This window comes from Chryseobacterium sp. CCNWLW53 (assembly GCF_037083525.1).
In the GTDB taxonomy this organism is placed as follows: Bacteria; Bacteroidota; Bacteroidia; order Flavobacteriales; family Weeksellaceae; genus Chryseobacterium; species Chryseobacterium lathyri.
Window position 1 is genome coordinate 628,598 of record NZ_JBAOJR010000001.1, and the last position, 18,580, is coordinate 647,177.

Annotated in this window: 22 protein-coding genes; 13 read left to right on the top strand and 9 right to left on the bottom strand. The window is 38.1% G+C overall.

Annotation, left to right across the window (positions count from 1 at the left end; translation table 11 throughout):
* Nucleotides 1-153 precede the first annotated feature (153 nt).
* The 6 genes from pepT (at nucleotide 154) to V6R96_RS02870 (ending at nucleotide 4,988) form a co-directional block, all read left to right on the top strand.
* Nucleotides 154-1,401, top strand: a complete 1,248-nt coding sequence (pepT, locus tag V6R96_RS02845; protein WP_336377944.1) for a peptidase T — start codon at nucleotides 154-156, stop codon at nucleotides 1,399-1,401.
* Nucleotides 1,402-1,407: 6 nt separating this feature from the next.
* Entirely contained in the window at nucleotides 1,408-1,977 is a 570-nt protein-coding gene (locus tag V6R96_RS02850) for a hypothetical protein (RefSeq protein ID WP_336377945.1), read from the top strand.
* Nucleotides 1,978-2,182: 205 nt separating this feature from the next.
* Complete coding sequence (locus V6R96_RS02855) at nucleotides 2,183-2,473, top strand: hypothetical protein (protein ID WP_336377946.1); 291 nt, start codon at nucleotides 2,183-2,185, stop codon at nucleotides 2,471-2,473.
* A gap of 56 nt (nucleotides 2,474-2,529) precedes the next feature.
* The gene (locus tag V6R96_RS02860; protein ID WP_336377947.1) at nucleotides 2,530-3,126 is read left to right on the top strand and encodes a porin family protein; all 597 of its coding nucleotides are present in this window, start codon (nucleotides 2,530-2,532) and stop codon (nucleotides 3,124-3,126) included.
* A 280-nt stretch (nucleotides 3,127-3,406) separates the two neighbouring features.
* A complete protein-coding gene (locus tag V6R96_RS02865) occupies nucleotides 3,407-4,264 on the top strand; it encodes a histidine kinase (RefSeq protein WP_336377948.1) in 858 nt (285 codons plus the stop codon).
* Nucleotides 4,254-4,988, top strand: a complete 735-nt coding sequence (locus V6R96_RS02870) for a LytTR family DNA-binding domain-containing protein (protein ID WP_111954121.1) — start codon at nucleotides 4,254-4,256, stop codon at nucleotides 4,986-4,988. The genes V6R96_RS02865 and V6R96_RS02870 overlap by 11 nt, the downstream gene beginning before the upstream one ends.
* Nucleotides 4,989-5,247: 259 nt before the next feature.
* Here V6R96_RS02870 and V6R96_RS02875 read toward each other — a convergent pair whose 3' ends face one another.
* From V6R96_RS02875 to V6R96_RS02895, 5 genes are all read right to left on the bottom strand, one after another.
* On the bottom strand, nucleotides 5,248-6,150 hold the full coding sequence (locus V6R96_RS02875) for a DUF6268 family outer membrane beta-barrel protein (RefSeq protein ID WP_336377949.1): 903 nt from the start codon (nucleotides 6,148-6,150) through the stop codon (nucleotides 5,248-5,250).
* A 151-nt stretch (nucleotides 6,151-6,301) separates the two neighbouring features.
* Nucleotides 6,302-7,492 (bottom strand): multidrug effflux MFS transporter, encoded by a 1,191-nt coding sequence (locus V6R96_RS02880; RefSeq protein ID WP_336377950.1) that lies wholly within the window; start codon nucleotides 7,490-7,492, stop codon nucleotides 6,302-6,304.
* A 181-nt stretch (nucleotides 7,493-7,673) separates the two neighbouring features.
* Nucleotides 7,674-8,492 carry a helix-turn-helix domain-containing protein gene (locus tag V6R96_RS02885; protein ID WP_336377951.1) on the bottom strand — a complete coding sequence of 273 codons (819 nt, stop codon included), beginning with the start codon at nucleotides 8,490-8,492 and terminating at the stop codon, nucleotides 7,674-7,676.
* A gap of 91 nt (nucleotides 8,493-8,583) precedes the next feature.
* Complete coding sequence (gene thiL, locus V6R96_RS02890; protein ID WP_336378185.1) at nucleotides 8,584-9,645, bottom strand: thiamine-phosphate kinase; 1,062 nt, start codon at nucleotides 9,643-9,645, stop codon at nucleotides 8,584-8,586.
* A gap of 77 nt (nucleotides 9,646-9,722) precedes the next feature.
* Nucleotides 9,723-10,214, bottom strand: coding sequence for a thioesterase family protein (locus V6R96_RS02895; RefSeq protein WP_111954113.1), 492 nt, complete (start codon nucleotides 10,212-10,214; stop codon nucleotides 9,723-9,725).
* A gap of 113 nt (nucleotides 10,215-10,327) precedes the next feature.
* On the opposite strand from V6R96_RS02895, the gene V6R96_RS02900 reads away from it, so the two are divergent.
* From V6R96_RS02900 to V6R96_RS02915, 4 genes are read left to right on the top strand one after another with little or no spacing between them, the layout of a single operon-like run.
* The gene (locus V6R96_RS02900; protein ID WP_336377952.1) at nucleotides 10,328-11,533 is read left to right on the top strand and encodes an NAD(P)/FAD-dependent oxidoreductase; all 1,206 of its coding nucleotides are present in this window, start codon (nucleotides 10,328-10,330) and stop codon (nucleotides 11,531-11,533) included.
* Between the two features lie 7 nt (nucleotides 11,534-11,540).
* Nucleotides 11,541-12,179: a DUF2306 domain-containing protein gene (locus V6R96_RS02905; RefSeq protein WP_336377953.1), complete on the top strand. Its 639-nt coding sequence runs from the start codon at nucleotides 11,541-11,543 to the stop codon at nucleotides 12,177-12,179.
* A complete protein-coding gene (locus V6R96_RS02910) occupies nucleotides 12,176-13,096 on the top strand; it encodes a YARHG domain-containing protein (RefSeq protein WP_111954105.1) in 921 nt (306 codons plus the stop codon). Before V6R96_RS02905 ends, V6R96_RS02910 begins: the two co-directional genes overlap by 4 nt.
* Nucleotides 13,062-13,520 (top strand): hypothetical protein, encoded by a 459-nt coding sequence (locus tag V6R96_RS02915; RefSeq protein WP_336377954.1) that lies wholly within the window; start codon nucleotides 13,062-13,064, stop codon nucleotides 13,518-13,520. Before V6R96_RS02910 ends, V6R96_RS02915 begins: the two co-directional genes overlap by 35 nt.
* On the opposite strand, the gene V6R96_RS02920 is transcribed toward V6R96_RS02915, so the two are convergent.
* The 3 genes from V6R96_RS02920 to V6R96_RS02930 form a co-directional block, all read right to left on the bottom strand.
* Nucleotides 13,507-13,908 (bottom strand): DUF2809 domain-containing protein, encoded by a 402-nt coding sequence (locus tag V6R96_RS02920; RefSeq protein WP_223557945.1) that lies wholly within the window; start codon nucleotides 13,906-13,908, stop codon nucleotides 13,507-13,509. The two genes, V6R96_RS02915 and V6R96_RS02920, sit on opposite strands and share 14 nt — an antisense overlap.
* A 156-nt stretch (nucleotides 13,909-14,064) precedes the next feature.
* Nucleotides 14,065-14,724 carry a thioredoxin family protein gene (locus tag V6R96_RS02925; RefSeq protein WP_336377955.1) on the bottom strand — a complete coding sequence of 220 codons (660 nt, stop codon included), beginning with the start codon at nucleotides 14,722-14,724 and terminating at the stop codon, nucleotides 14,065-14,067.
* Nucleotides 14,725-14,734: 10 nt separating this feature from the next.
* A complete protein-coding gene (locus V6R96_RS02930) occupies nucleotides 14,735-15,223 on the bottom strand; it encodes a TlpA disulfide reductase family protein (RefSeq protein ID WP_336377956.1) in 489 nt (162 codons plus the stop codon).
* 138 nt (nucleotides 15,224-15,361) lie between these two features.
* Here V6R96_RS02930 and V6R96_RS02935 point away from each other — a divergent pair, with 138 nt between their 5' ends.
* From V6R96_RS02935 to V6R96_RS02945, 3 genes are read left to right on the top strand one after another with little or no spacing between them, the layout of a single operon-like run.
* Nucleotides 15,362-15,526 carry a bacteriocin gene (locus V6R96_RS02935; protein ID WP_111954095.1) on the top strand — a complete coding sequence of 55 codons (165 nt, stop codon included), beginning with the start codon at nucleotides 15,362-15,364 and terminating at the stop codon, nucleotides 15,524-15,526.
* A 29-nt stretch (nucleotides 15,527-15,555) separates the two neighbouring features.
* Nucleotides 15,556-15,714: a bacteriocin gene (locus V6R96_RS02940; RefSeq protein ID WP_223557943.1), complete on the top strand. Its 159-nt coding sequence runs from the start codon at nucleotides 15,556-15,558 to the stop codon at nucleotides 15,712-15,714.
* Between the two features lie 51 nt (nucleotides 15,715-15,765).
* Entirely contained in the window at nucleotides 15,766-15,918 is a 153-nt protein-coding gene (locus V6R96_RS02945) for a bacteriocin (RefSeq protein ID WP_111954093.1), read from the top strand.
* A 26-nt stretch (nucleotides 15,919-15,944) separates the two neighbouring features.
* On the opposite strand, the gene mutS is transcribed toward V6R96_RS02945, so the two are convergent.
* A complete protein-coding gene (mutS, locus tag V6R96_RS02950) occupies nucleotides 15,945-18,533 on the bottom strand; it encodes a DNA mismatch repair protein MutS (protein ID WP_223557942.1) in 2,589 nt (862 codons plus the stop codon).
* Nucleotides 18,534-18,580 lie beyond the last annotated feature (47 nt).

Sequence of the window (18,580 nt, forward strand, 5' to 3'; positions counted from 1 at the left end):
TGATGCAAGTTATGATAATTTATTTGATTATCGAAATCACTGTTTGGAATTGAAAAAATGAAACACTTTTACGGGTTGAAAGATGCCAGAAAGATGGCCTAAATTTTAAATTTGAAAAATTTACATTGTATATTTGTTGGAAATTTATGATCGATGAGTATAATAGAATTCAACCCATTGTGGAAAGAGAAATTACTGAACCGTTTTCTCGCTTATGTAAAAATATATTCAACCAGTGATGCAGAAAGCGAAACGACTCCTTCTACTCCACGCCAGTGGGACATTGCAAAATATATTACTGAGGAACTGAAAACTATTGGTCTGGAAGATGTTTCTCTTGATGACAATGGCTATATTATGGGGTATATTCCTTCTAACCTGGAAGATGATAACAGGCCTACGATTGGTTTTATTTCACATTATGACACTTCACCGGATTTCAGTGGTGAAAATGTAAAACCACAGATTTGGAAAAACTATGACGGAAGTGATCTTGTTCTGAATCAGGCCACAGGATTTACACTATCCGCTTCAAAATTTGAAAGCTTAAAAAAATATATCGGACAAACCCTGATCACGACTGACGGAAATACGCTTTTAGGAGCTGATGATAAGGCTGGCTGTGCAGAGATTGTAACTGCTGCGGAATATCTTATTGCACATCCGGAAATTAAGCACGGAAGAGTTGCTGTAGGATTTACTCCTGATGAAGAGATCGGCAGAGGAGCGCATAAATTTGATGTAGCTAAATTCGGTGCAGAATGGGCCTATACTATGGATGGAAGTGAAGTGGGAGAATTGGAATATGAAAACTTCAATGCTGCCGGAGCTGTGGTAAAAATCCACGGATTAAGCGTTCACCCGGGTTATGCTTATGGAAAAATGGTGAATGCAAGCCTTTTAGCCGCTGAATTTATCCAGATGCTTCCAGAGAATGAAACTCCGGCTACGACTAAAGGTTTTGACGGATTCTATCATTTAATGGATATTACAGCTGATATTTCTGAGGCTAAGCTTCAATATATCATCCGTGATCATGATGAGGAAAAGTATGAAGCCAGAAAAAAATTCATGGAGGAAAAAGTAGCTGAATTCAACCAAAAATACGGTGCAGGCACTGCCGATGTGGAAATAAAAGAACAGTACAGAAACATGAAGCAGCAGTTTGAAGGAAAAATGCACATCATCGATCTTGCTGCAAAGGCCATGAAAGAAGCTGGTATTGAACCTAAAATCAAAGCGATCAGAGGAGGAACAGACGGAGCTCAGCTCTCTTATATGGGGCTGCCATGTCCGAATATTTTCGCAGGGGGAATGAACTTCCACGGTCCTTACGAATATGTTGCTTTGGAAAGCATGGAGAAGGCGGTTGAGGTGATCATTAATATTGTTAAAGCTTAATAGGTTATGAAAAGACTCTTAGCATTAGTATTCATTATATCTTTTGTTTTCAGCCAGGCACAGATCTCTGAATTTGATAAAGCCGATTCCCGTTATGAAAGAAAGAAAAAGGCTCTGTATAAAAAATACCCTAAGCCTAATGATTTAAAAACTAAGCAGGAGTGGCTTATTACTGAGGAGAAAATATCGGCATATAAAAATGCTTTAGATAAAATTTATGAAGAGGAAAACAAAGCAGTAACGGATGTTCCGCCTCCTGTGGCTCCGAAGATCACCAAGGAAGCCGAGTATGCAACCGGAAAAGCTTCGTTTCAAAAGCTTTTAAATGAAGCAGTAGACCTCAGTTTCCTGAATTTTGCCGTTAATCCTTATAAAATAACTTTAAAATTCACTTTAGACTCTAAAGGGAATGCATATCATGTGAAAGTAAAAGGCAATAACGAAGATGTAAACGCATTTATAGAAGCAGCTTTTTACCGTATTAAAGATAAGGGCAAATGGAAGCCCGCAGAATCGAATGGACGGCCGGTACTTTCTGTAGTGAGCCTTCCTTTACAATTAAATTTCAGTAAATAAAACAGATCAACCCATTGCAGATGCAGTGGGTTGTTTCTTTTGTCTTGCGTAAAATTTCCACTCATTATTTCTCATATTGATGAAAAATATTTATTTTTTTGATTATATTAACTTATACATCAGACTATTAACTTAAAAATCAATTTATTATGATAAAAATGAAAAAAATTTTGAGAAAGATCTTTCCATAATTCTTGGAAGCTGAATGGACGGCTGCCATATGAATGGCGATTCTGTGTTCTGCTGGACAGACTGTGAATGTACCTTCGGAAAAGCCCGTGAGATGTACGATGATGGAAATCCGGGAAGCTGTATTGCCGTAGGAGGTGGTGGAGACCCGGGCGGCGACGGAACAGGCGGATGCACTCCTCAACGATCTGCGAAGAAGAGCCCTTTTAACCCATACCTGTCGGAAGCCAAGCCCTTCCGATTTTTTTATATTCTTTTCAGCCAAAAAATGATCCTCATCCAAGCATCCCTGCCGTTCATCAAATAAAGTTTTATCTCATTCTTCATAGTTGTTGTTTTGCACCAGATTATTAACAACAATTTATGAAACAGCAGATTTTAGCACTAAGCTCACTTTTATTATGTATCACATGCTCGGTTGAGACTAAAGCACAGCAGACTCCGGCTTTCCACATCGGGATAAAGGGTGGGGCAACCTATACAAAAACCTCAACAGAGTCTTCTGCACTGGAAGGAAAATACGGTTTTGGATATCAGGGAGGAATTATGACAAGAATGGATATTGGAAGCCTATATGTGCAGGGGGAAGCTTTATTCAACAAGAGGAAGACCTCTTACAACTCCAAAGACGGAAGCACTCCAAAGCTTACCTGGAACTCTATTGACATTCCGATAGTAATCGGTTATAAATTGATCAATACCCAGGATTTCAATGTAAGAGCCTTTGCCGGAGGAGTTTACAGCTATGCATTTAAAAATAATCTGTCGACATCCAAAGCATTGCAGGAAGGCTTTAAAAGCTTTGATAAATCTAACATCGGAATTACGGGAGGTATCGGAGTAGATTACAAAAACTTTACAGCAGACCTCAGATATGAAACAGGACTTACGAGCATCAGTAAGGAGTTTAAATCTAAACCCAACAGCTTTACGCTCGGGATAGGATATTTCTTATTCTAAAAACTTAAAGTACCTTTACCTATTAGAAACTGCGCCCTGCAGTTTCTAATTTTTTATAACCTACGTTATCTTATCCATGACACAACCTTTAATTTTAAAAAAATATTTTTTTGTTGCTATTTTCTGGCTCGTTTTTGCAGCTGCAGTGTATATCAACTTTCAGGCTAGTTCTGACAAGGTTTCATCCGTACTCCAAACAATTGCCCTGGTGGTCTCTTCATTCTTTTTCACTCATTTTCTTACTACCAAACTCCTTCCAAAAGCATTGCGGTTAAAAAAAATGAAATTATTTCTGATCCAGGCTACAGGAGTCATCCTTTTATTGAGCTTCATCTATTCTCTGATCTTCACTTATATTGAAATAGGCTCAAAAAATCAGCTTCCAGCCGACTTTACCGATCATCTTCCTTTCTTATGGAAGGGGTTTTATCTGGCGCTCCCCGCTTCATTTCTCATCAATGGATCTACTTGTGGCATCAAGTTTTATCAGGAACACGGAAAAATAGAACGGGATCATATTCTTCTTCAGCAGGCTCATTTAGAAAATCAGCTCAAACTGCTGCAGGACCAGATCAACCCTCATGTGGTTTTCAATATTTTGAATCATATTCATATTCTGATGAAAACGGATACAAAACTTGCTGATTATCTGCTGCTCAAATTTTCAGATATTCTCCGTTATCAGCTCTATCACTGCAGTCAGAACCTTGTTCCTCTGGATAAGGATATTGAACATCTGCAGAATCTGGTAGAAGTTGAAAAGCTAAGATGGGGAAATGAACTGGAAGTGAATGCAGACTGGAGTACCGGAAATAACAGGTCATTTATTGCTCCTCTTCTTCTGGTTCCATTTATCGAGAATGCATTTAAGTATGTCTGCAGGCTGCCCGGTCATAAAGGTTATGTAAAGATTTCCTGTATAGAGAAGGACGGTTTTCTTTTGTTTTATGCCGAAAACTCTTGTTCGGAACCAGCAACCTATAAAAAGAAGGACGGCTCCGGCGGGATTGGACTTCAAAATGTACAAAAACGTTTAAAATTACAGTATCCGAATGCTCACGAACTTACGATTGTGACAGCCGATAATGTATACAAAGTAACTCTAACCTTACAATTATCTGACAATAATGAGCAGTAATATCCCTAAAATAAAATGTCTGATCATCGATGATGAGCCTTTGGCCAGATTTCACCTGAAAGAGCTGGCGGATCAGATTGATTTTTTATCCGTTGAAGGCACCTGTGCCACAGCACTGGAAGCCGATGCCATAGTGAAGGAAAAAGAAATTGACCTTCTTTTTCTGGATATTAATATGCCTTACTTAAGCGGTCTTGAGTTTCTGGAACAGCTTGAAAATCCTCCTTTATGCATTCTCACAACCGCCTATTCCGAATATGCCCTGGAAGGTTACCGGCTGCAGGTTGTGGATTATCTTCTGAAACCTATTGCCTTTAACCGTTTCTATCAGGCCGTGAACAAAGCACAACAGCAGTTTATTGTTTCTGAAAAGATGAAGAAGAACTCCCCTTTTGATGATCCTTTTCTGTATGTAAGACAATCTGATACCTTCATAAAAGTTTCCTGGGTAGATATCCTGTATATTGAAAGCATGCAGAACTATACGAAACTGCACTTTAAAGACAAGTCTCTGGTCATTCATCAAACAATGAAAGCCGTTGAAGAGTCTCTGCCATCCGAACATTTTTTCAGGATCCACAAATCTTTCCTGATCAATATCATCCATATCGACATGATCTCAGGCGGACGTCTTTACATCAATAAAACAGAGCTTCCTATTTCCCGCACCCGAAAAGAAGAACTGCTTAATCAGGTGGTGTATAAGAAGCTTATTAGTAAGTAGATTTGGAAAGGAAGAGGGAGGCTGGATGATGGAAGTTATTATTCTCGAAAATTAAATGTTCTACTTTTCTATTTAAACCTATCTCATCAAATTATATAAATAAGGATGGGAGATTGGAGCGAGAAGTTATTGAAGCCGTTAAGAAAATCGATCTTTTATTTATACACTTTGGTGAATCGTGTCTAATCAATTGACAACAAGTTAATAATCGTTGGATAGTCACTCCCATCTCCCCACCCCCATCTTCCATCTTAATCACTTAAGGCAAATTCCACCTCAGCGATACGGCTGCATAAAATGTGGTGGCAAATTTGGGATCTGCTATTTTTTTGTCTTTGAAAATACTTTTGATCTTTCTGTCGTTTTCATTGAAACTTCTCAACAGTGCTGTTCCTCCTGTAAGACGAAGGCTTAGCTTGTCATTGAGCTTCAGCTCTGGCCTGATTCCTGCCGTGATCTGTTGGTAGCCCAACAACATGGATTTTCCGTCTTTACTTCTTTCTACAGTCATTCCGCTGAGGTTGACCACAACTTTTAAAGCAAATCTGTCCGAAAACAGGTAGCCTGCTTCCATTCCTTCCGGAAAGTTGATGTTGAATTTAATTTTACCATTTGTTTTCCAGTCGAAATAGATCCACGGTAATATCATAGGAACTCCAAAGGCAGTTGTCAATACAGGTCCTCCTCCCAAAGCCAGATTGGGATTGAAGTGTCTGATAAATAATACTCCTCCCTGTCCGAGAATATCGTCAGAACTTATCTGCTCCAGATCGGTGTAAACTCCAACTGTAGCTGTCATCATCATGCTCCATTTTTTTCCTAATGGCCTTATGTGCTGGATTCCGGCCTGCGCATTCAGCATCTGATCAGGAAACAGCTGTTTTTCATAGTCTTTATGGGTCATTTTTGCGTATGACCCGCTAAGTAAAAGTGACCAGGCTTTTATCTTTCCGCTGCTGTCTTTTTTCATTGACAATGGAATGCTGAGGTTAAGATCTGCTCTTTTAAAGTTACTTTTAGAATTGGTTTTCACACTGTGTTCCGGACGTATGTAACTGGAAAAGGGTATATATTCAGTCTTAAGCTCTCCTGATATTCCGGATTGTGCACTGACCCAATATCCGAGCAGACAGCAGGCAGCTGCCAAAAGATTTCTCTTCATAATTTAAATTTTATGCAAAGAGATACTTTTAGAAGGCGGTTACAAAAATTACTTGATTAAGTGCTCAAATAGTATGACCAAACGGAAAAACAGTATGATAATATACAAATAGTACTTCACTCAACATGAGTTCAAACCTACTAGAATTTCATTATACTGAGGCTTGTTTATTCTTAAATGAGCGGTAAGCAAACCAAACCGCAATGAATGCAATGCCTGTACGCAAAATAACCATTGGCATAATGGAATCTGCTTCTAAAAGTCCAGCCAGTCCTGAAAGTAAAAAAGTAACCATCAGCTGCATAAAACCCATTACAGCAGCAGCTGTCCCTCGTCCTTCTTTAAAAGGAGACAAAGCATGAGCAGAAGTGATGGGAAAAAGAATTCCTATAGCCAGCAATGAAAGGTATAACATCATAATTTCCAGTGCTACTGAAAGATTTCCGGCAGCGATGAGGATATGCAGGCTGCATACGATCAACAGCATAAGGGTAGCTGCTAGTAAAAGCTTTGTATCGCTTATTCTCTTTATTAATTTAGGTGTAATATATGCAGCGGTTATTAAGGCTAATGAATTAAAACCAAATATCAGGCTGAAAACGCCGCTGGAGAACCCATGAAGTTTCATAAATAAAAAAGGTGCATTGGAAATATAAATGATCAGGGAAGCGAAAGCAATACTTCCAATCATCGTGCTGTTGATGAATTCTTTATTGGAAATAATTGTTTTTAAATGGTTCTTTAATCCTTTTTCGGCTTCGGGAAGATCAGAAAGAGATGTTCTTGAATTGGTCTCAGGAACGTATTTATAAACCATAAAAAAGGTAATTAGCCCCATTATTCCTAAAAAAGCAAACGAACTGTTCCATCCCCAAAATTTAAGAAATACACTTCCCAGAAGCGGTGCAATAATAGGAGCAATTCCGCTGATCTGAGACTGCTGCGAAAATATGGCTACAGATTTCTGCCTGTCATAAAGGTCGATGACGATTGCTCTCCCGATCACAATTCCAGCACTTCCACCGAATGCCTGCAGAAAACGCATGGCCCATAATATGTAAATGTTTTCTGTAAAAAATATGGCTGTAGCACCTGCAATAAAAAGGAAAAGTCCACAGTACAGCATGGGTTTACGTCCTGTCCTGTCAGACAAAGGTCCCCAAAGTAATTGTCCGAAAGCAAATCCTGCAAAAAACACAGAAATTGAGATCTGGATATGTCCGATATCGGTTTGGAAAATCTGTGCCATACTTGGAAAAGCGGGCAGATACAGGTCTATACTCAGTGATTCCAGGGTGTTGAGCAGTGCCAGAATAAACACTACGATACTTAAGTTTCTCATAAAGGGGTTCAATCATTCAACGATCTGCACAGATCGTTTTTTCTCCTGGCAAAATTCCGGTAAAAAACATAGCTTTTCAATACAGTAATTGAAGGAAGACTAGCACAAACTGAGGATTACATTTTGTAATTTTTATGAAAACTTATTATTTTAAAATGAATTTAAAAGAACTTTCTGAAGATTAAGCTTTTCCTTCTTTAAATCCCTCCGGATTCCGGCCGGTATGTTTTTTGAAAAAACGTGAGAAATAAGACGCGTCGCTGAATCCCAGTTTAAAAGCAATTTCTTTAACGGTTAAAGCACCAAAGCTAAGTTCCCTTTTAGCTTCCAAAACAAGTCTCTGAGCAATCATTTTTTTCACAGTCGTTCCTCTGGACAAACGAACAATATCGTTGAGATGATGGGTGCTTATTTTGATCTGATCAGCATAGAAACGGGTATCTTTTTCAGCTGTATAATGTTCTTCAATCAGGCTTACCAGCTCTTGAATACGCTGCCTGTCATTAATTGATGGGTTTTGCAGACTAATCTGTTCTGTGATGATGATGCAGAATGCCCGCAGATAGGATTTTAATAAATCTAACCTGGAAGATCCATTATATTCTTTTTCCATCAGTGAGATGATTGTACTACAGGTTTCTCCGCTTTGAGGATCTAAAGAAAAAGGACATGTTCCTCCTGTGAGGATTGTTTCTATATCGCTGGCTTCCTTAAAGATTTCCCTGCTCACAGCGAGTACATACCCCTTTTCACCTCTCAGTTTCATATTGAATACCTGTCCGGGTGCGATGATACAGATCTGGTTATTTTCAAGGCTATAACTTTCAAAATCCAATTCCAAGCTGCTATTTTCACTTACTTTTTGGAACCAGATAATCTCAAAGAAATTGTGACGGTGAACATCATTAAAATTTTCCGGATGTCCTGTATCAAGAGTCATCAGCTGAAACTGTTCGGAGGTGAGATGGTGAGTGGGAATGTTTTTTTCTGATGGAGGCATTAATCAATTTTTTAATATTATTCAACTAAACAAAAACCACAGCAAAAAATGCTGCGGTTTTCTACAATATTCAAATTAAATATAATTCTATTTATTTTTGCTGGCTGTTTAAAAAAGCATCCCAGCCCTGTGCCGTAAGAGGAACAAGCTGATTGGAGCCTCTTGCTACCATATAGTTACCTTCTTCATTGTCTACAGCATGACCAATGATCGTAAAGTCAGGGTGATTCTTAATCTTATCAAAATCATTGGGCGAAATAGTGAACAGCAGTTCATAATCTTCGCCACCGCTTAATGCAGTCATGACCGGGTTAAGGTTCATTTCATCCGCCGTGGAAATCGTAAGGCTGTCCATTGGGATCTTCTCTTCATATAATCTGAAACCGGTTTTAGACTGGTCAGAAAGGTGAAGGATCTCAGAAGCCAGACCGTCAGAAATATCGATCATGGAAGTCGGTTTGATATCCAACTCTTCCAAAATTGCTTTAACGTCTGTTCTTGCTTCAGGTTTAAGCTGTCTTTCAAGAATATAGTCATAGCCCTCCATTTCGGGCTGCATATTTGGGTCGGCGAGGAAAACAGCATGTTCTCTTTCAAGGATCTGCAATCCCATATAAGCACCACCCAAATCTCCACTTACAACCAGAAGGTCATTAGGTTTTGCCCCGCTTCTTTTTACAATATTCTCTTCATCCTCAATTCCTACAGCAGTAATACTCATAACAAGTCCGGAATTAGAGCTTGTGGTATCTCCACCAATAAGATCAACTTTATATCTTGCACAAGCAGCCTGAATTCCTGAATAAATTTCTTCTAAAGCTTCTACCGGAAAACGGCTGGACACGGCCATAGAAACCAAAATCTGCGTCGGCACAGCATTCATTGCTGCAATATCGCTGAGGTTTACGACAACAGCTTTGTAGCCTAAATGCTTTAATGGGACGTAGCCTAAATTAAAGTGAACTCCTTCTGCAAGGACGTCCGTTGTAAGAACAACTTTTTTATTTCCAGGATTGATAACTGCCCCATCATCTCCTACTCCAAGTTCCGAAGACTCATTGGATAGTGGAAAATATTGTGTCAAATGCTTTATAAGACCAAATTCTCCTAATTTGGAAATGGGAGTAAGTTCCTGTGATTTATCTTCAAACATAATTTCTTTTGTATTAATGTTCAGTGTAAAATGTATTAAAGACATTCAACATTGAACTGTGAACTTTAAACTTCGAATTAGCTAAATTCTGCCGGATCCACATTATTTGGCTGGAAAGGAAGCTTTTTGAAGTCTTCCCTGCTCATCACTATTGTTTCAGGGCTTTTGTATTTGTTCATTGCTTCAACCACATCATCCGGCGGGGTTGTCATTTTTCTCAGCATCATATCGATCCACACTCCTGTAGCCTCTGCAGTGGCACAATGTACCCCGTCCGGCGTATAGAATTTATGGAGAAATCTGTAAATGGAAGAGTCTTCCGAGCATCCATCGATTTCAAGGCTTACGATAACCGTCTGGTCGGCGTAAATCTCTTTGAAGAAAGAATATCTTTCATGCAGAATCACAGGTCCTATTCCCCATCGGCTCAACTGGGTTACTCCCATTTTTTCTTTGGTCATAAAGGCCATTCTGGACTGGGCACAGTACTGTACATATGATGAATTGGCTAAGTGCTTGTTGGCATCAAGGTCACTCCAGCGTACTTCGAATTTATGGTAAAAAATCATGTAAAAGTTGTTTTTAGTATGATTAAATTATAATCTTCAAAATTACTCAAATAAGATGGTTTATAAAAATTGTACTTTTGAAAAAATAATCTTCAGCATAGGATTACCATTACATGAAACAGATCATTATTATCGGAGGTGGCGCCGCAGGCTTTTTCTGCGCATCGAATCTTGACGAAAAAAAATATAAAATTACCATCCTTGAACAGAACTCGGATGTGCTTCAGAAGGTAAAAATCTCAGGTGGCGGACGTTGCAATGTTACGCATGCCTGTTTTGATCCAAGGGAACTGGTTCAGTTTTATCCAAGGGGAAATAAGGAACTGCTAAGTGTTTTTACCAAATTTCAGCCGGGAGATACTATGGATTGGTTTGACCAACGCAATGTACCATTGAAAATTGAGAATGATAACCGGGTTTTTCCGGAAAGCAATTCTTCACAGACGATTATTAATACTTTCCTGAATGAAATCCGGAAAAAGAATGTAGAGGTTAAAACAAAGTGTTCCGTGAAGGAGATTGAAAAACAGGATGAAAAATATCTTGTCAAGACCAGTTTGGGAGATTTTCAGGCGAATTATGTCGTTTATACGACCGGAAGTTCTCCGAAATCACTGAAAATCGTTGAAAATCTGGGTCACAAGATCATAGATCTCGTCCCATCACTTTTTACCTTCAATATTAAAGATGAATTGCTACAGGATATTCCCGGAACCAGCTTTGAAAATGCTGAAATCTCAATTCCTTCCTTAAGAACTGAGGAAAACGGACCTTTGCTTATTACACACTGGGGCCTTTCAGGACCAGCTGTTCTGAAAATTTCAGCATGGGAAGCGATAAGTCTTGCGAAATCAAAGTACCATTTTGAAATTGAAGTGAATTTTATTTCAAAATCTGTGGATGAGGCTGAAGAAAGTTTCCATAACTTTAAACAGTCTAATCCGAAAAAGACAATTGGACAGGCGAAAATCTTTGACATTACCAACCGGTTCTGGCAGAAAATATTGGATGTTTCACAGGTTGATCTTAATAAACAAATCTCCAATATTTCAGGGAAAGAAATACAGAAGATCCTTGAAAACCTTTGTAGAAAAAAGCTGAAGGTAACAGGAAAGTCTACTTTTAAAGACGAGTTTGTAACCGCCGGAGGCGTTGATTTAAAGGAAATTAACTTTAAAAATATGTCTTCAAAACTGCTCCCGAATTTTTATATTGCCGGAGAAGTTTTGAATATTGATGCTGTGACGGGAGGATTTAATTTCCAAGCATGCTGGAGTGAGGCGTGGCTTATTTCACAACATTTAAATAATCCTTCGTAACAAATAAATGCTTACAGCAAAAAGATATATCCCTTTTTTTCTAAAAGCTCTTCTAATAGGAGGGTTTGGATATTTCTTTTGGTTAATGCTTAAAATTACGCTAGAATATTTTCCCTTCGATCCTAATGTAAGCTTTCTGATGATCAAGCAGACGGAAGTTCATGACAGACCGGAATATCTTTCTTTTTTCTACACCCATGTGTATACCAGTATTTTTGTGCTATTTTCCGGATTTCTGGCTATTCTCAGAAAAAATTTCGGGATTGAAAATTTTCACAAGAATATTGGCAAAGTCTATATTTTTTTAATTCTGATTCTGGCGGCACCTTCCGGAATCTATATGGGATTTTTTGCCAACGGAGGCTTTTTATCTAAAATTTCGTTCGTTATTCTAGGGTCTCTTTGGTGGTTTACTACGTATAAAGCCTATCAATCGGCAAGAAGGAAAAGGTTTAAAGAACACAAGAAGTGGATGTGGCGAAGTTTTGCCCTTACTTTATCTGCGCTTACCTTACGGATCTGGAAAGTTATTATTGTATATTTATTCCACCCAAACCCAATGGATGTCTACCAAATCATTGCATGGCTTGGCTGGATTCCCAATATCCTTTTGATTGAATATTTAATTACAAAAAAACATATATGAAAATTCTAAATTACACCCTAGCTTCCATGCTGGCAGTCTCTCTTCTGAGCTGTAAGAAAGATGGAAAAGTAAACGAAACAGGAAAAGATTCGGTGATCGCCAAAAAAGATTCTGTAGCAGTTCCTGAAATCTACAAAGAATATTACGGAATTTATACCGGTGATTTTGCCGGTATGGAAAAAATGGTAGATGAAACAGACGGTTCTGAATATGAGGGCAGCATTAATAAGAGAATTTCACTGAAAATTAACAGAATAACTAAAGACAGTGTCTATGGACAAAGCATCGTCAATGGAAATCAGCGTCCATTCAGGGGTATTTTTAATGAAAGCACTAAATCTTTTGTACTGGATGAGCCTGGCAATGATAAAACAGACGGTAGATTTGAAGTAAAATTAAGCGGTGACAGCATCACCGGAAAATGGAATGCTTTTAATAAAACTGCAGTAAAATCACCTTTAAAAACGATTAAACTTTCAAAAAAGGAATTTGTATACAATCCTAATTTTATGCTGGATAAGGATTCTGATCTGGTTGACTGGTCCAATCCAAAGGATTTTGTGGAAAAATATACAGATGAAGAAACCGGAAAGACGGAAAGCTATACGACTTCTAAAAACAGGGTAGCTTCTGAAGCGATTTTTAATTTGAATGCATCGAAGCAAAAGCTATCTGAAAAAGACCTGAAAAACTTACGGAAAATAGATCTTGAAATCATCAAAAATTCTGTTTTTGCAAGACATGGTTATTCTTTCAAAAAAGAGACTTACAGGTATTTCTTTGAACAGACGGACTGGTATATTCCTGTTTCAAATAATGTTGACAAGGAACTTTCTCCAATGGAAAAGGAGAATGTAGCTTTGCTTAACCGCTTTATAAAATATGCAGAAGATAAATATGACAGCTTTGGAAGATAAGATTTACCCTATGAAAAAATATTTGTTTTTTATTCTGTTATTCTGGGCTGTTTCTATTGCTGCCCAAAAAGATTCAACTGTAATTCCAGGTCCAAAGCCATCGGTAGATGCAGAACCCCGGCCATCCCAGATTGCGGCGTTTCCTGGCGGGCACCAGGCATTTGTAAAGGAAGTTTTAAAGAATTTCCGGACCTCTCCATTAGTAAAAGCGGAGATTATGAAAGCTAAAGCCGTTGCTACTTTTATTGTAGACACGGAAGGAAATATGATGGATATTAAAATAGAATCCTACGAATATAAAATGGTAAAAGATGAATTTCTAAGAGCTTTGAAAATGATCAAAACACAGTGGATTCCTGCAGAAGAGAATGGCAAAAAAGTCCGGAGCATCATGAGACAGCCTTTGGTATTCAGCCTGCAATAGTTTGCTTTTCTTTCTTCAATTGGCTAAACTTCAGCCCAAGGAAAAGCAGCAGGCATCCTGCAGCATAACACAGAATATCTATCCAAGAGAAAGAATTTCCGATTACAATATACATCAGGCTTCCAGGACGGAAGCCTAATTTTTCTGCAACAGTAAAGTATTGTGCAAATTCTACCATACAGGAAAAAATTAAAATTCCAAGGATAAGCTTTTCATTATTGATCTTCACAAAGGTTTTAACAAATGTGTATAGAAGCATAACGACTATCACGTCACCAAGATAAGCTCTTACAAAGAAAATATGGGCCAGTTTTGTGGCGATCAGAACTTCTATAAGAAAGATAACAATGGTAAGAAGAAGATATTTCAGGCTGAATTTAAATTCCATGCTGTGTTTAAATTTTGGCTAAAGCCTTTATGGCTGATTTCTGTTTGTGCGGGCTAAAGCCCACCCCTATTGAATGGATAAATCGACATTCAATTTCGGTCATAAAAAATCGGCATTCAATGAACACCGATTTTTTATAATATTAATACAAATATATTATTTCTTTACTTTGATTGTACATCCTATAGCTACTGTTTTTGTCATTTTTATGGGTTCACTTTTGATCAGGGCATTTACAGCATCCTGAACATAATATTCGGATACATCGTCTGGATTTTCGTAATTGTTGTCAATAGCTCCGATATATTTCACGATATTTTTTCCGTTTTCTTTCTGAAGGACAAAAACATGAGGTGTTTTTGTAGCTCCGTAAAGCGGATATATCTTTTGTCCTTCATCTACCAAATACGGGAAAGTAAACCCCTTCTGTTTTGCCCTTTCGATCATCTGTTGGTACCCGTCTTCCGGCTGTACATTGGGATCATTAGGATTAACAGCAATAACCGGATAACCCTGATCCTTGAACTTTTTATCTAACTCTACAATCCTGTCTTCGTATTTTTTTGCGTACGGACAATGGTTGCAGGTAAATATTACTATAAATCCTTTCGAGCTTTTAAAATTGCTTAAAGAAACCATTTTACCGTCAATATTCTTCAACTTAAAATCAGCGGCTTCATCTCCAACTTCATACCCTTTTACAGCAGAATTTACAGATGTATTTTGAGAGGCTTCAGCTTTATGATCTGTTGTTGTAAAGCTCAGAACTCCAAGCCCAGCAATAAATGCAGCCATTAAAATTTTCAGATTTTTCATATGATACTTTTTATTTTAAATTATTGTTGATGGTCTTTTCCAGGTCTTCTTTGCTCATTTCGCCATCGTTGAAATACACTTTTTCACCATTTTTATAGAAGATTGTCACCGGAATATTTCCGTCCCAGTCTTTTTCAAACCTTGGAATCCAGGTATTCATTCTTTTAATATCATCCAGCAGGATCACTTCAGCAGTAAGGTTTTTATTTTTGATAAATTTCAATACTCTTTCTTTATCTACAAGTCTGTCCAGCGAAACTAAAATCATTTTAAAGTTTGAGTGATCCTTAAATTTATTATTAATCTCCATAAAATGAGGCAGTTCTTTCACACAAGGAGCGCAGGTAGTCGCCCAGAAATTGACAACCAACAACTTATCATTATCCTTCTGAATACGTTTTTCAAGATCTTCGTATTTCATAATGGAAACTTTTTTCTGCTGAGCACTCAAAGCAGCAAAGGATAGAAAAAGGAGGAGTATACTTAATAAATTCTTCATGCTTAAAGTTAACGAATGCTATCCTTTTCTTTAAGTATCAATCTGTTAAACTTTGTTAATGATATTTATTTTTTTATCACCAATTATAGAATTATATGAAATAAAATGTAAATTAGCTATAACCTAATTAAAATTATTATGAAAAAATCAAATCTTCAACCAAGAAAGCTTTCAAAAAAAGAATTGAAAGAAATCAGTGGAGGCTTCAGACCTGTATGTCCAAGAGTCGTAAGCTGTATTGATCCGGTGACCGGAGTAGAATTGTATGGCGTTTATGGTATTCAGGACGGATACTGCTGTTAAGGATTTAAATTAACTACAAAATAATTGGTATGAAAAAATCAAACTTTCAAAGCAGAAAACTTACAAAAAAAGAGTTAAAAGAGATCAACGGAGGAGCTTCATGTGCTGAAGGCCTGTGCAAGCTCAGAGGTGTACCCAGCCATTTCATGATCATTGGACCGAGAGGCAGTGACGGATACTGCTGCTAATTGACAGAACTTTACAAAAGACCATTTTAAAACATAACTAAAATATTTAACATGAAAACAAATCTTCAAAAAAGAAAATTAACGAAAAATGAATTAAAAGAAATTAATGGTGGTAACGGACCTACCTGTGTTACAACCTGTTTTTGTAACAATGATGGAGAGTTGTACATAGGGGCATGTGATACAAAGGGAGTTTGTTGCTAATCAATACAAATAAAAAAATGATTGGATTAGCCTCCAATCATTTTTTTTATTGAATTAAGCTTCATTAAAGCTTCAATAGGTGTCAAGGTATTGATATCTATTTTTGTGAGTTCCTCACGGATATTTTCCAGAACCGGATCATCCAGCTGGAAGAACGAGAGCTGCATATTTTCTTCTGTTACTCTTTTGATGCTTTCAGAAGTGCTGGTGTTTTGTGTACGGCTCGCTTCAAGGGTTTTAAGGATTTCATTGGCTCTGTTGACCACTTTTGCCGGCATTCCCGCCAGTTTAGCCACATGAATACCAAAACTGTGCTCACTGCCCCCCGGAATCAGCTTTCTTAAGAAAATGATATTTCCTTTATTTTCCTGGATGGAAACGTGGAAGTTCTTCACTCTTTCAAAATTCACCGTCATTTCATTCAATTCATGATAATGGGTTGCAAATAAAGTTTTTGCCTGCGTAGGATGCTGATGAAGGTATTCTGCAATAGCCCATGCGATAGAAACTCCGTCGTAGGTAGATGTTCCACGTCCTATTTCGTCCAGCAGGATAAGACTGCGTTCCGAAATATTGTTCAGGATATTGGCGGCTTCGTTCATTTCTACCATAAAAGTAGATTCACCGGCAGAGATATTATCAGTCGCCCCTACCCTTGTAAAAATTTTATCCAAAACCCCAATCTCAGCATGTTTTGCGGGAACAAAACTTCCAATCTGAGCCAAAAGGCATACAATTGCTGTCTGACGCAGGATCGCTGATTTACCGGCCATGTTCGGCCCTGTTACCATAATAATCTGCTGGGAATCTTTGTCTAAAAATATATCATTCGGAATGTATTTCTCTCCCAAAGGAAGCGCATTTTCAATAATCGGGTGTCTTGCCTCTTTAAGGTCAATGGCATATCCCTGATTAAGAATGGGCTTCGTATAGCTTTCAGAAACAGCCAGTTCCGAAAGTCCCACCGCTACATCAAGCTGTGCAATAATATTGGAATTTCCCTGGATCTGATCCATATAGACCATTGTTTCGGCACACACATTTCTATACAGCTCATTTTCTAACACCCCTATTTTTTCTTCGGCACCCAGAATCTGGCTTTCATATTCTTTCAGCTCTTCGGTGATGTAACGCTCTGCATTGACAAGCGTTTGTTTTCTCAACCAATCAGCGGGAACTTTATCTTTATGGGCATTCCTTACTTCTATATAATATCCGAAAACATTATTAAAATCGATTTTAAGGCTTGAAATTCCCGTTCTTTCTATTTCTCTCTGGCACATCTCATCCAGGAAACCACGGCCTTTACTTTGTAGATTTCTCAATCGGTCAAGCTCTTCCGAGATGCTTTCTTTGATAATATTTCCTTTGGAGATATTCACCGGAAGCTCTTCATTGAGATGATTCTGCAAAAATTTGATCAGTTCATCCATATCAAATAACGGCTCCAGCCAGGCCAGAACATCTGCATGAGGATGAAGCAACGCTTTAATCTGATGAATGTTGATCAAACTCTGGCGCAGATAGCCAAGTTCTTTCGGAGATATCTTTTCTGCAGCCAGTTTCCCCATCAGCCTGTCAAGGTCCGAGATCGATTTCAACAACTGACAAATCTCGTATTTCAGTTGATCATTTTCATTCAGAAAATCAATCAGAGAAAGTCTCCTCATAATTTCGTCCACCGATTTTAACGGAAGAATGATTCTTCTTCTCAATAACCTTCCACCCATCGGGGTAGATGTTTTGTCAATAATATCTAGGAGCGATTTTCCCTGTGGATTACTTGGATAAACAATTTCAAGATTTCTCAGGGTAAAGTTGTCCATCATCAGGTAATCTTCCTGCGGAATGATCTGAAGCTTTGTGATATGTGCCAGCAGATTGTGGTGTGTATCTTCTACCAGGTAAGCGAAAATGGCTCCCGCTGCTGTAATAGCCAGTGGAAGGTTTTCTGTACCAAACCCTTTTAAAGAATTCGTTTTAAAATGCGAGGTCAGTTTTTCGTAGGCAAAATTATACTGGAAAGCCCAGTCTTCAAGCTTAAAGGCGCTTTTATTTTTGAGCTGTTCCGGCAATTGAACACTTCTTTGGTACACAATTTCGCTGGGATCAAAAGTATTGATGATATGCAGGATCTTTTCCAGATTTCCTTCGCTCACCAAAAACTCGCCGGTAGAAACATCCACCATGGCAATTCCGTACTTCTCTTTTTCTTTATGCAGAGAAAGAAGGAAATTATTCTTTTTTGAATTTAATACCTGATCGTTAAAGGTAACACCTGGTGTCACAAGCTCTGTAACGCCTCTTTTTACAATTCCTTTGACCATTTTTGGGTCTTCCAGCTGATCACAGATGGCAACTCTCATTCCGGCTCTTACCAATTTTGGAAGATAGGAGTCTACTGAATGGTGTGGAAATCCTGCCAGCTCTATATGTCCTTCTCCATTAGCTCTTTTGGTAAGAACAATACCCAGAATCTGGGAGGTTCTCACAGCATCCTGCCCGAACGTTTCATAAAAGTCTCCAACCCTGAATAACAGCAGTGCATCAGGGTATTTCGCCTTGATGGTATTATATTGCGTCATTAACGGGGTTTCCTTCTTCGTTTTTGCCATAATAAAAAATGAGCCCCAAATTTAAATAAAATAAATTCAGGGTTGGA

What these genes read in the sequence shown, in the direction of transcription:
- V6R96_RS02895 (WP_111954113.1), bottom strand. Translation starts at nt 10,214, where the DNA reads ATGATTTTTTACCATAAATTCGAAGTACGCTGGAGTGACCTTGATGCC.
- V6R96_RS02900 (WP_336377952.1), top strand. Translation starts at nt 10,328, where the DNA reads ATGAAACAGATCATTATTATCGGAGGTGGCGCCGCAGGCTTTTTCTGC.
- V6R96_RS02920 (WP_223557945.1), bottom strand. Translation starts at nt 13,908, where the DNA reads ATGGAATTTAAATTCAGCCTGAAATATCTTCTTCTTACCATTGTTATC.
- V6R96_RS02905 (WP_336377953.1), top strand. Translation starts at nt 11,541, where the DNA reads ATGCTTACAGCAAAAAGATATATCCCTTTTTTTCTAAAAGCTCTTCTA.
- V6R96_RS02930 (WP_336377956.1), bottom strand. Translation starts at nt 15,223, where the DNA reads ATGAAGAATTTATTAAGTATACTCCTCCTTTTTCTATCCTTTGCTGCT.
- mutS (WP_223557942.1), bottom strand. Translation starts at nt 18,533, where the DNA reads ATGGCAAAAACGAAGAAGGAAACCCCGTTAATGACGCAATATAATACC.
- V6R96_RS02940 (WP_223557943.1), top strand. Translation starts at nt 15,556, where the DNA reads ATGAAAAAATCAAACTTTCAAAGCAGAAAACTTACAAAAAAAGAGTTA.
- V6R96_RS02860 (WP_336377947.1), top strand. Translation starts at nt 2,530, where the DNA reads ATGAAACAGCAGATTTTAGCACTAAGCTCACTTTTATTATGTATCACA.
- V6R96_RS02935 (WP_111954095.1), top strand. Translation starts at nt 15,362, where the DNA reads ATGAAAAAATCAAATCTTCAACCAAGAAAGCTTTCAAAAAAAGAATTG.
- V6R96_RS02865 (WP_336377948.1), top strand. Translation starts at nt 3,407, where the DNA reads ATGAAATTATTTCTGATCCAGGCTACAGGAGTCATCCTTTTATTGAGC.
- V6R96_RS02870 (WP_111954121.1), top strand. Translation starts at nt 4,254, where the DNA reads ATGAGCAGTAATATCCCTAAAATAAAATGTCTGATCATCGATGATGAG.
- V6R96_RS02885 (WP_336377951.1), bottom strand. Translation starts at nt 8,492, where the DNA reads ATGCCTCCATCAGAAAAAAACATTCCCACTCACCATCTCACCTCCGAA.
- V6R96_RS02925 (WP_336377955.1), bottom strand. Translation starts at nt 14,724, where the DNA reads ATGAAAAATCTGAAAATTTTAATGGCTGCATTTATTGCTGGGCTTGGA.
- V6R96_RS02910 (WP_111954105.1), top strand. Translation starts at nt 12,176, where the DNA reads ATGAAAATTCTAAATTACACCCTAGCTTCCATGCTGGCAGTCTCTCTT.
- V6R96_RS02855 (WP_336377946.1), top strand. Translation starts at nt 2,183, where the DNA reads ATGGACGGCTGCCATATGAATGGCGATTCTGTGTTCTGCTGGACAGAC.
- V6R96_RS02875 (WP_336377949.1), bottom strand. Translation starts at nt 6,150, where the DNA reads ATGAAGAGAAATCTTTTGGCAGCTGCCTGCTGTCTGCTCGGATATTGG.
- V6R96_RS02880 (WP_336377950.1), bottom strand. Translation starts at nt 7,492, where the DNA reads ATGAGAAACTTAAGTATCGTAGTGTTTATTCTGGCACTGCTCAACACC.
- V6R96_RS02945 (WP_111954093.1), top strand. Translation starts at nt 15,766, where the DNA reads ATGAAAACAAATCTTCAAAAAAGAAAATTAACGAAAAATGAATTAAAA.
- thiL (WP_336378185.1), bottom strand. Translation starts at nt 9,645, where the DNA reads ATGTTTGAAGATAAATCACAGGAACTTACTCCCATTTCCAAATTAGGA.
- V6R96_RS02915 (WP_336377954.1), top strand. Translation starts at nt 13,062, where the DNA reads ATGCAGAAGATAAATATGACAGCTTTGGAAGATAAGATTTACCCTATG.
- V6R96_RS02850 (WP_336377945.1), top strand. Translation starts at nt 1,408, where the DNA reads ATGAAAAGACTCTTAGCATTAGTATTCATTATATCTTTTGTTTTCAGC.
- pepT (WP_336377944.1), top strand. Translation starts at nt 154, where the DNA reads ATGAGTATAATAGAATTCAACCCATTGTGGAAAGAGAAATTACTGAAC.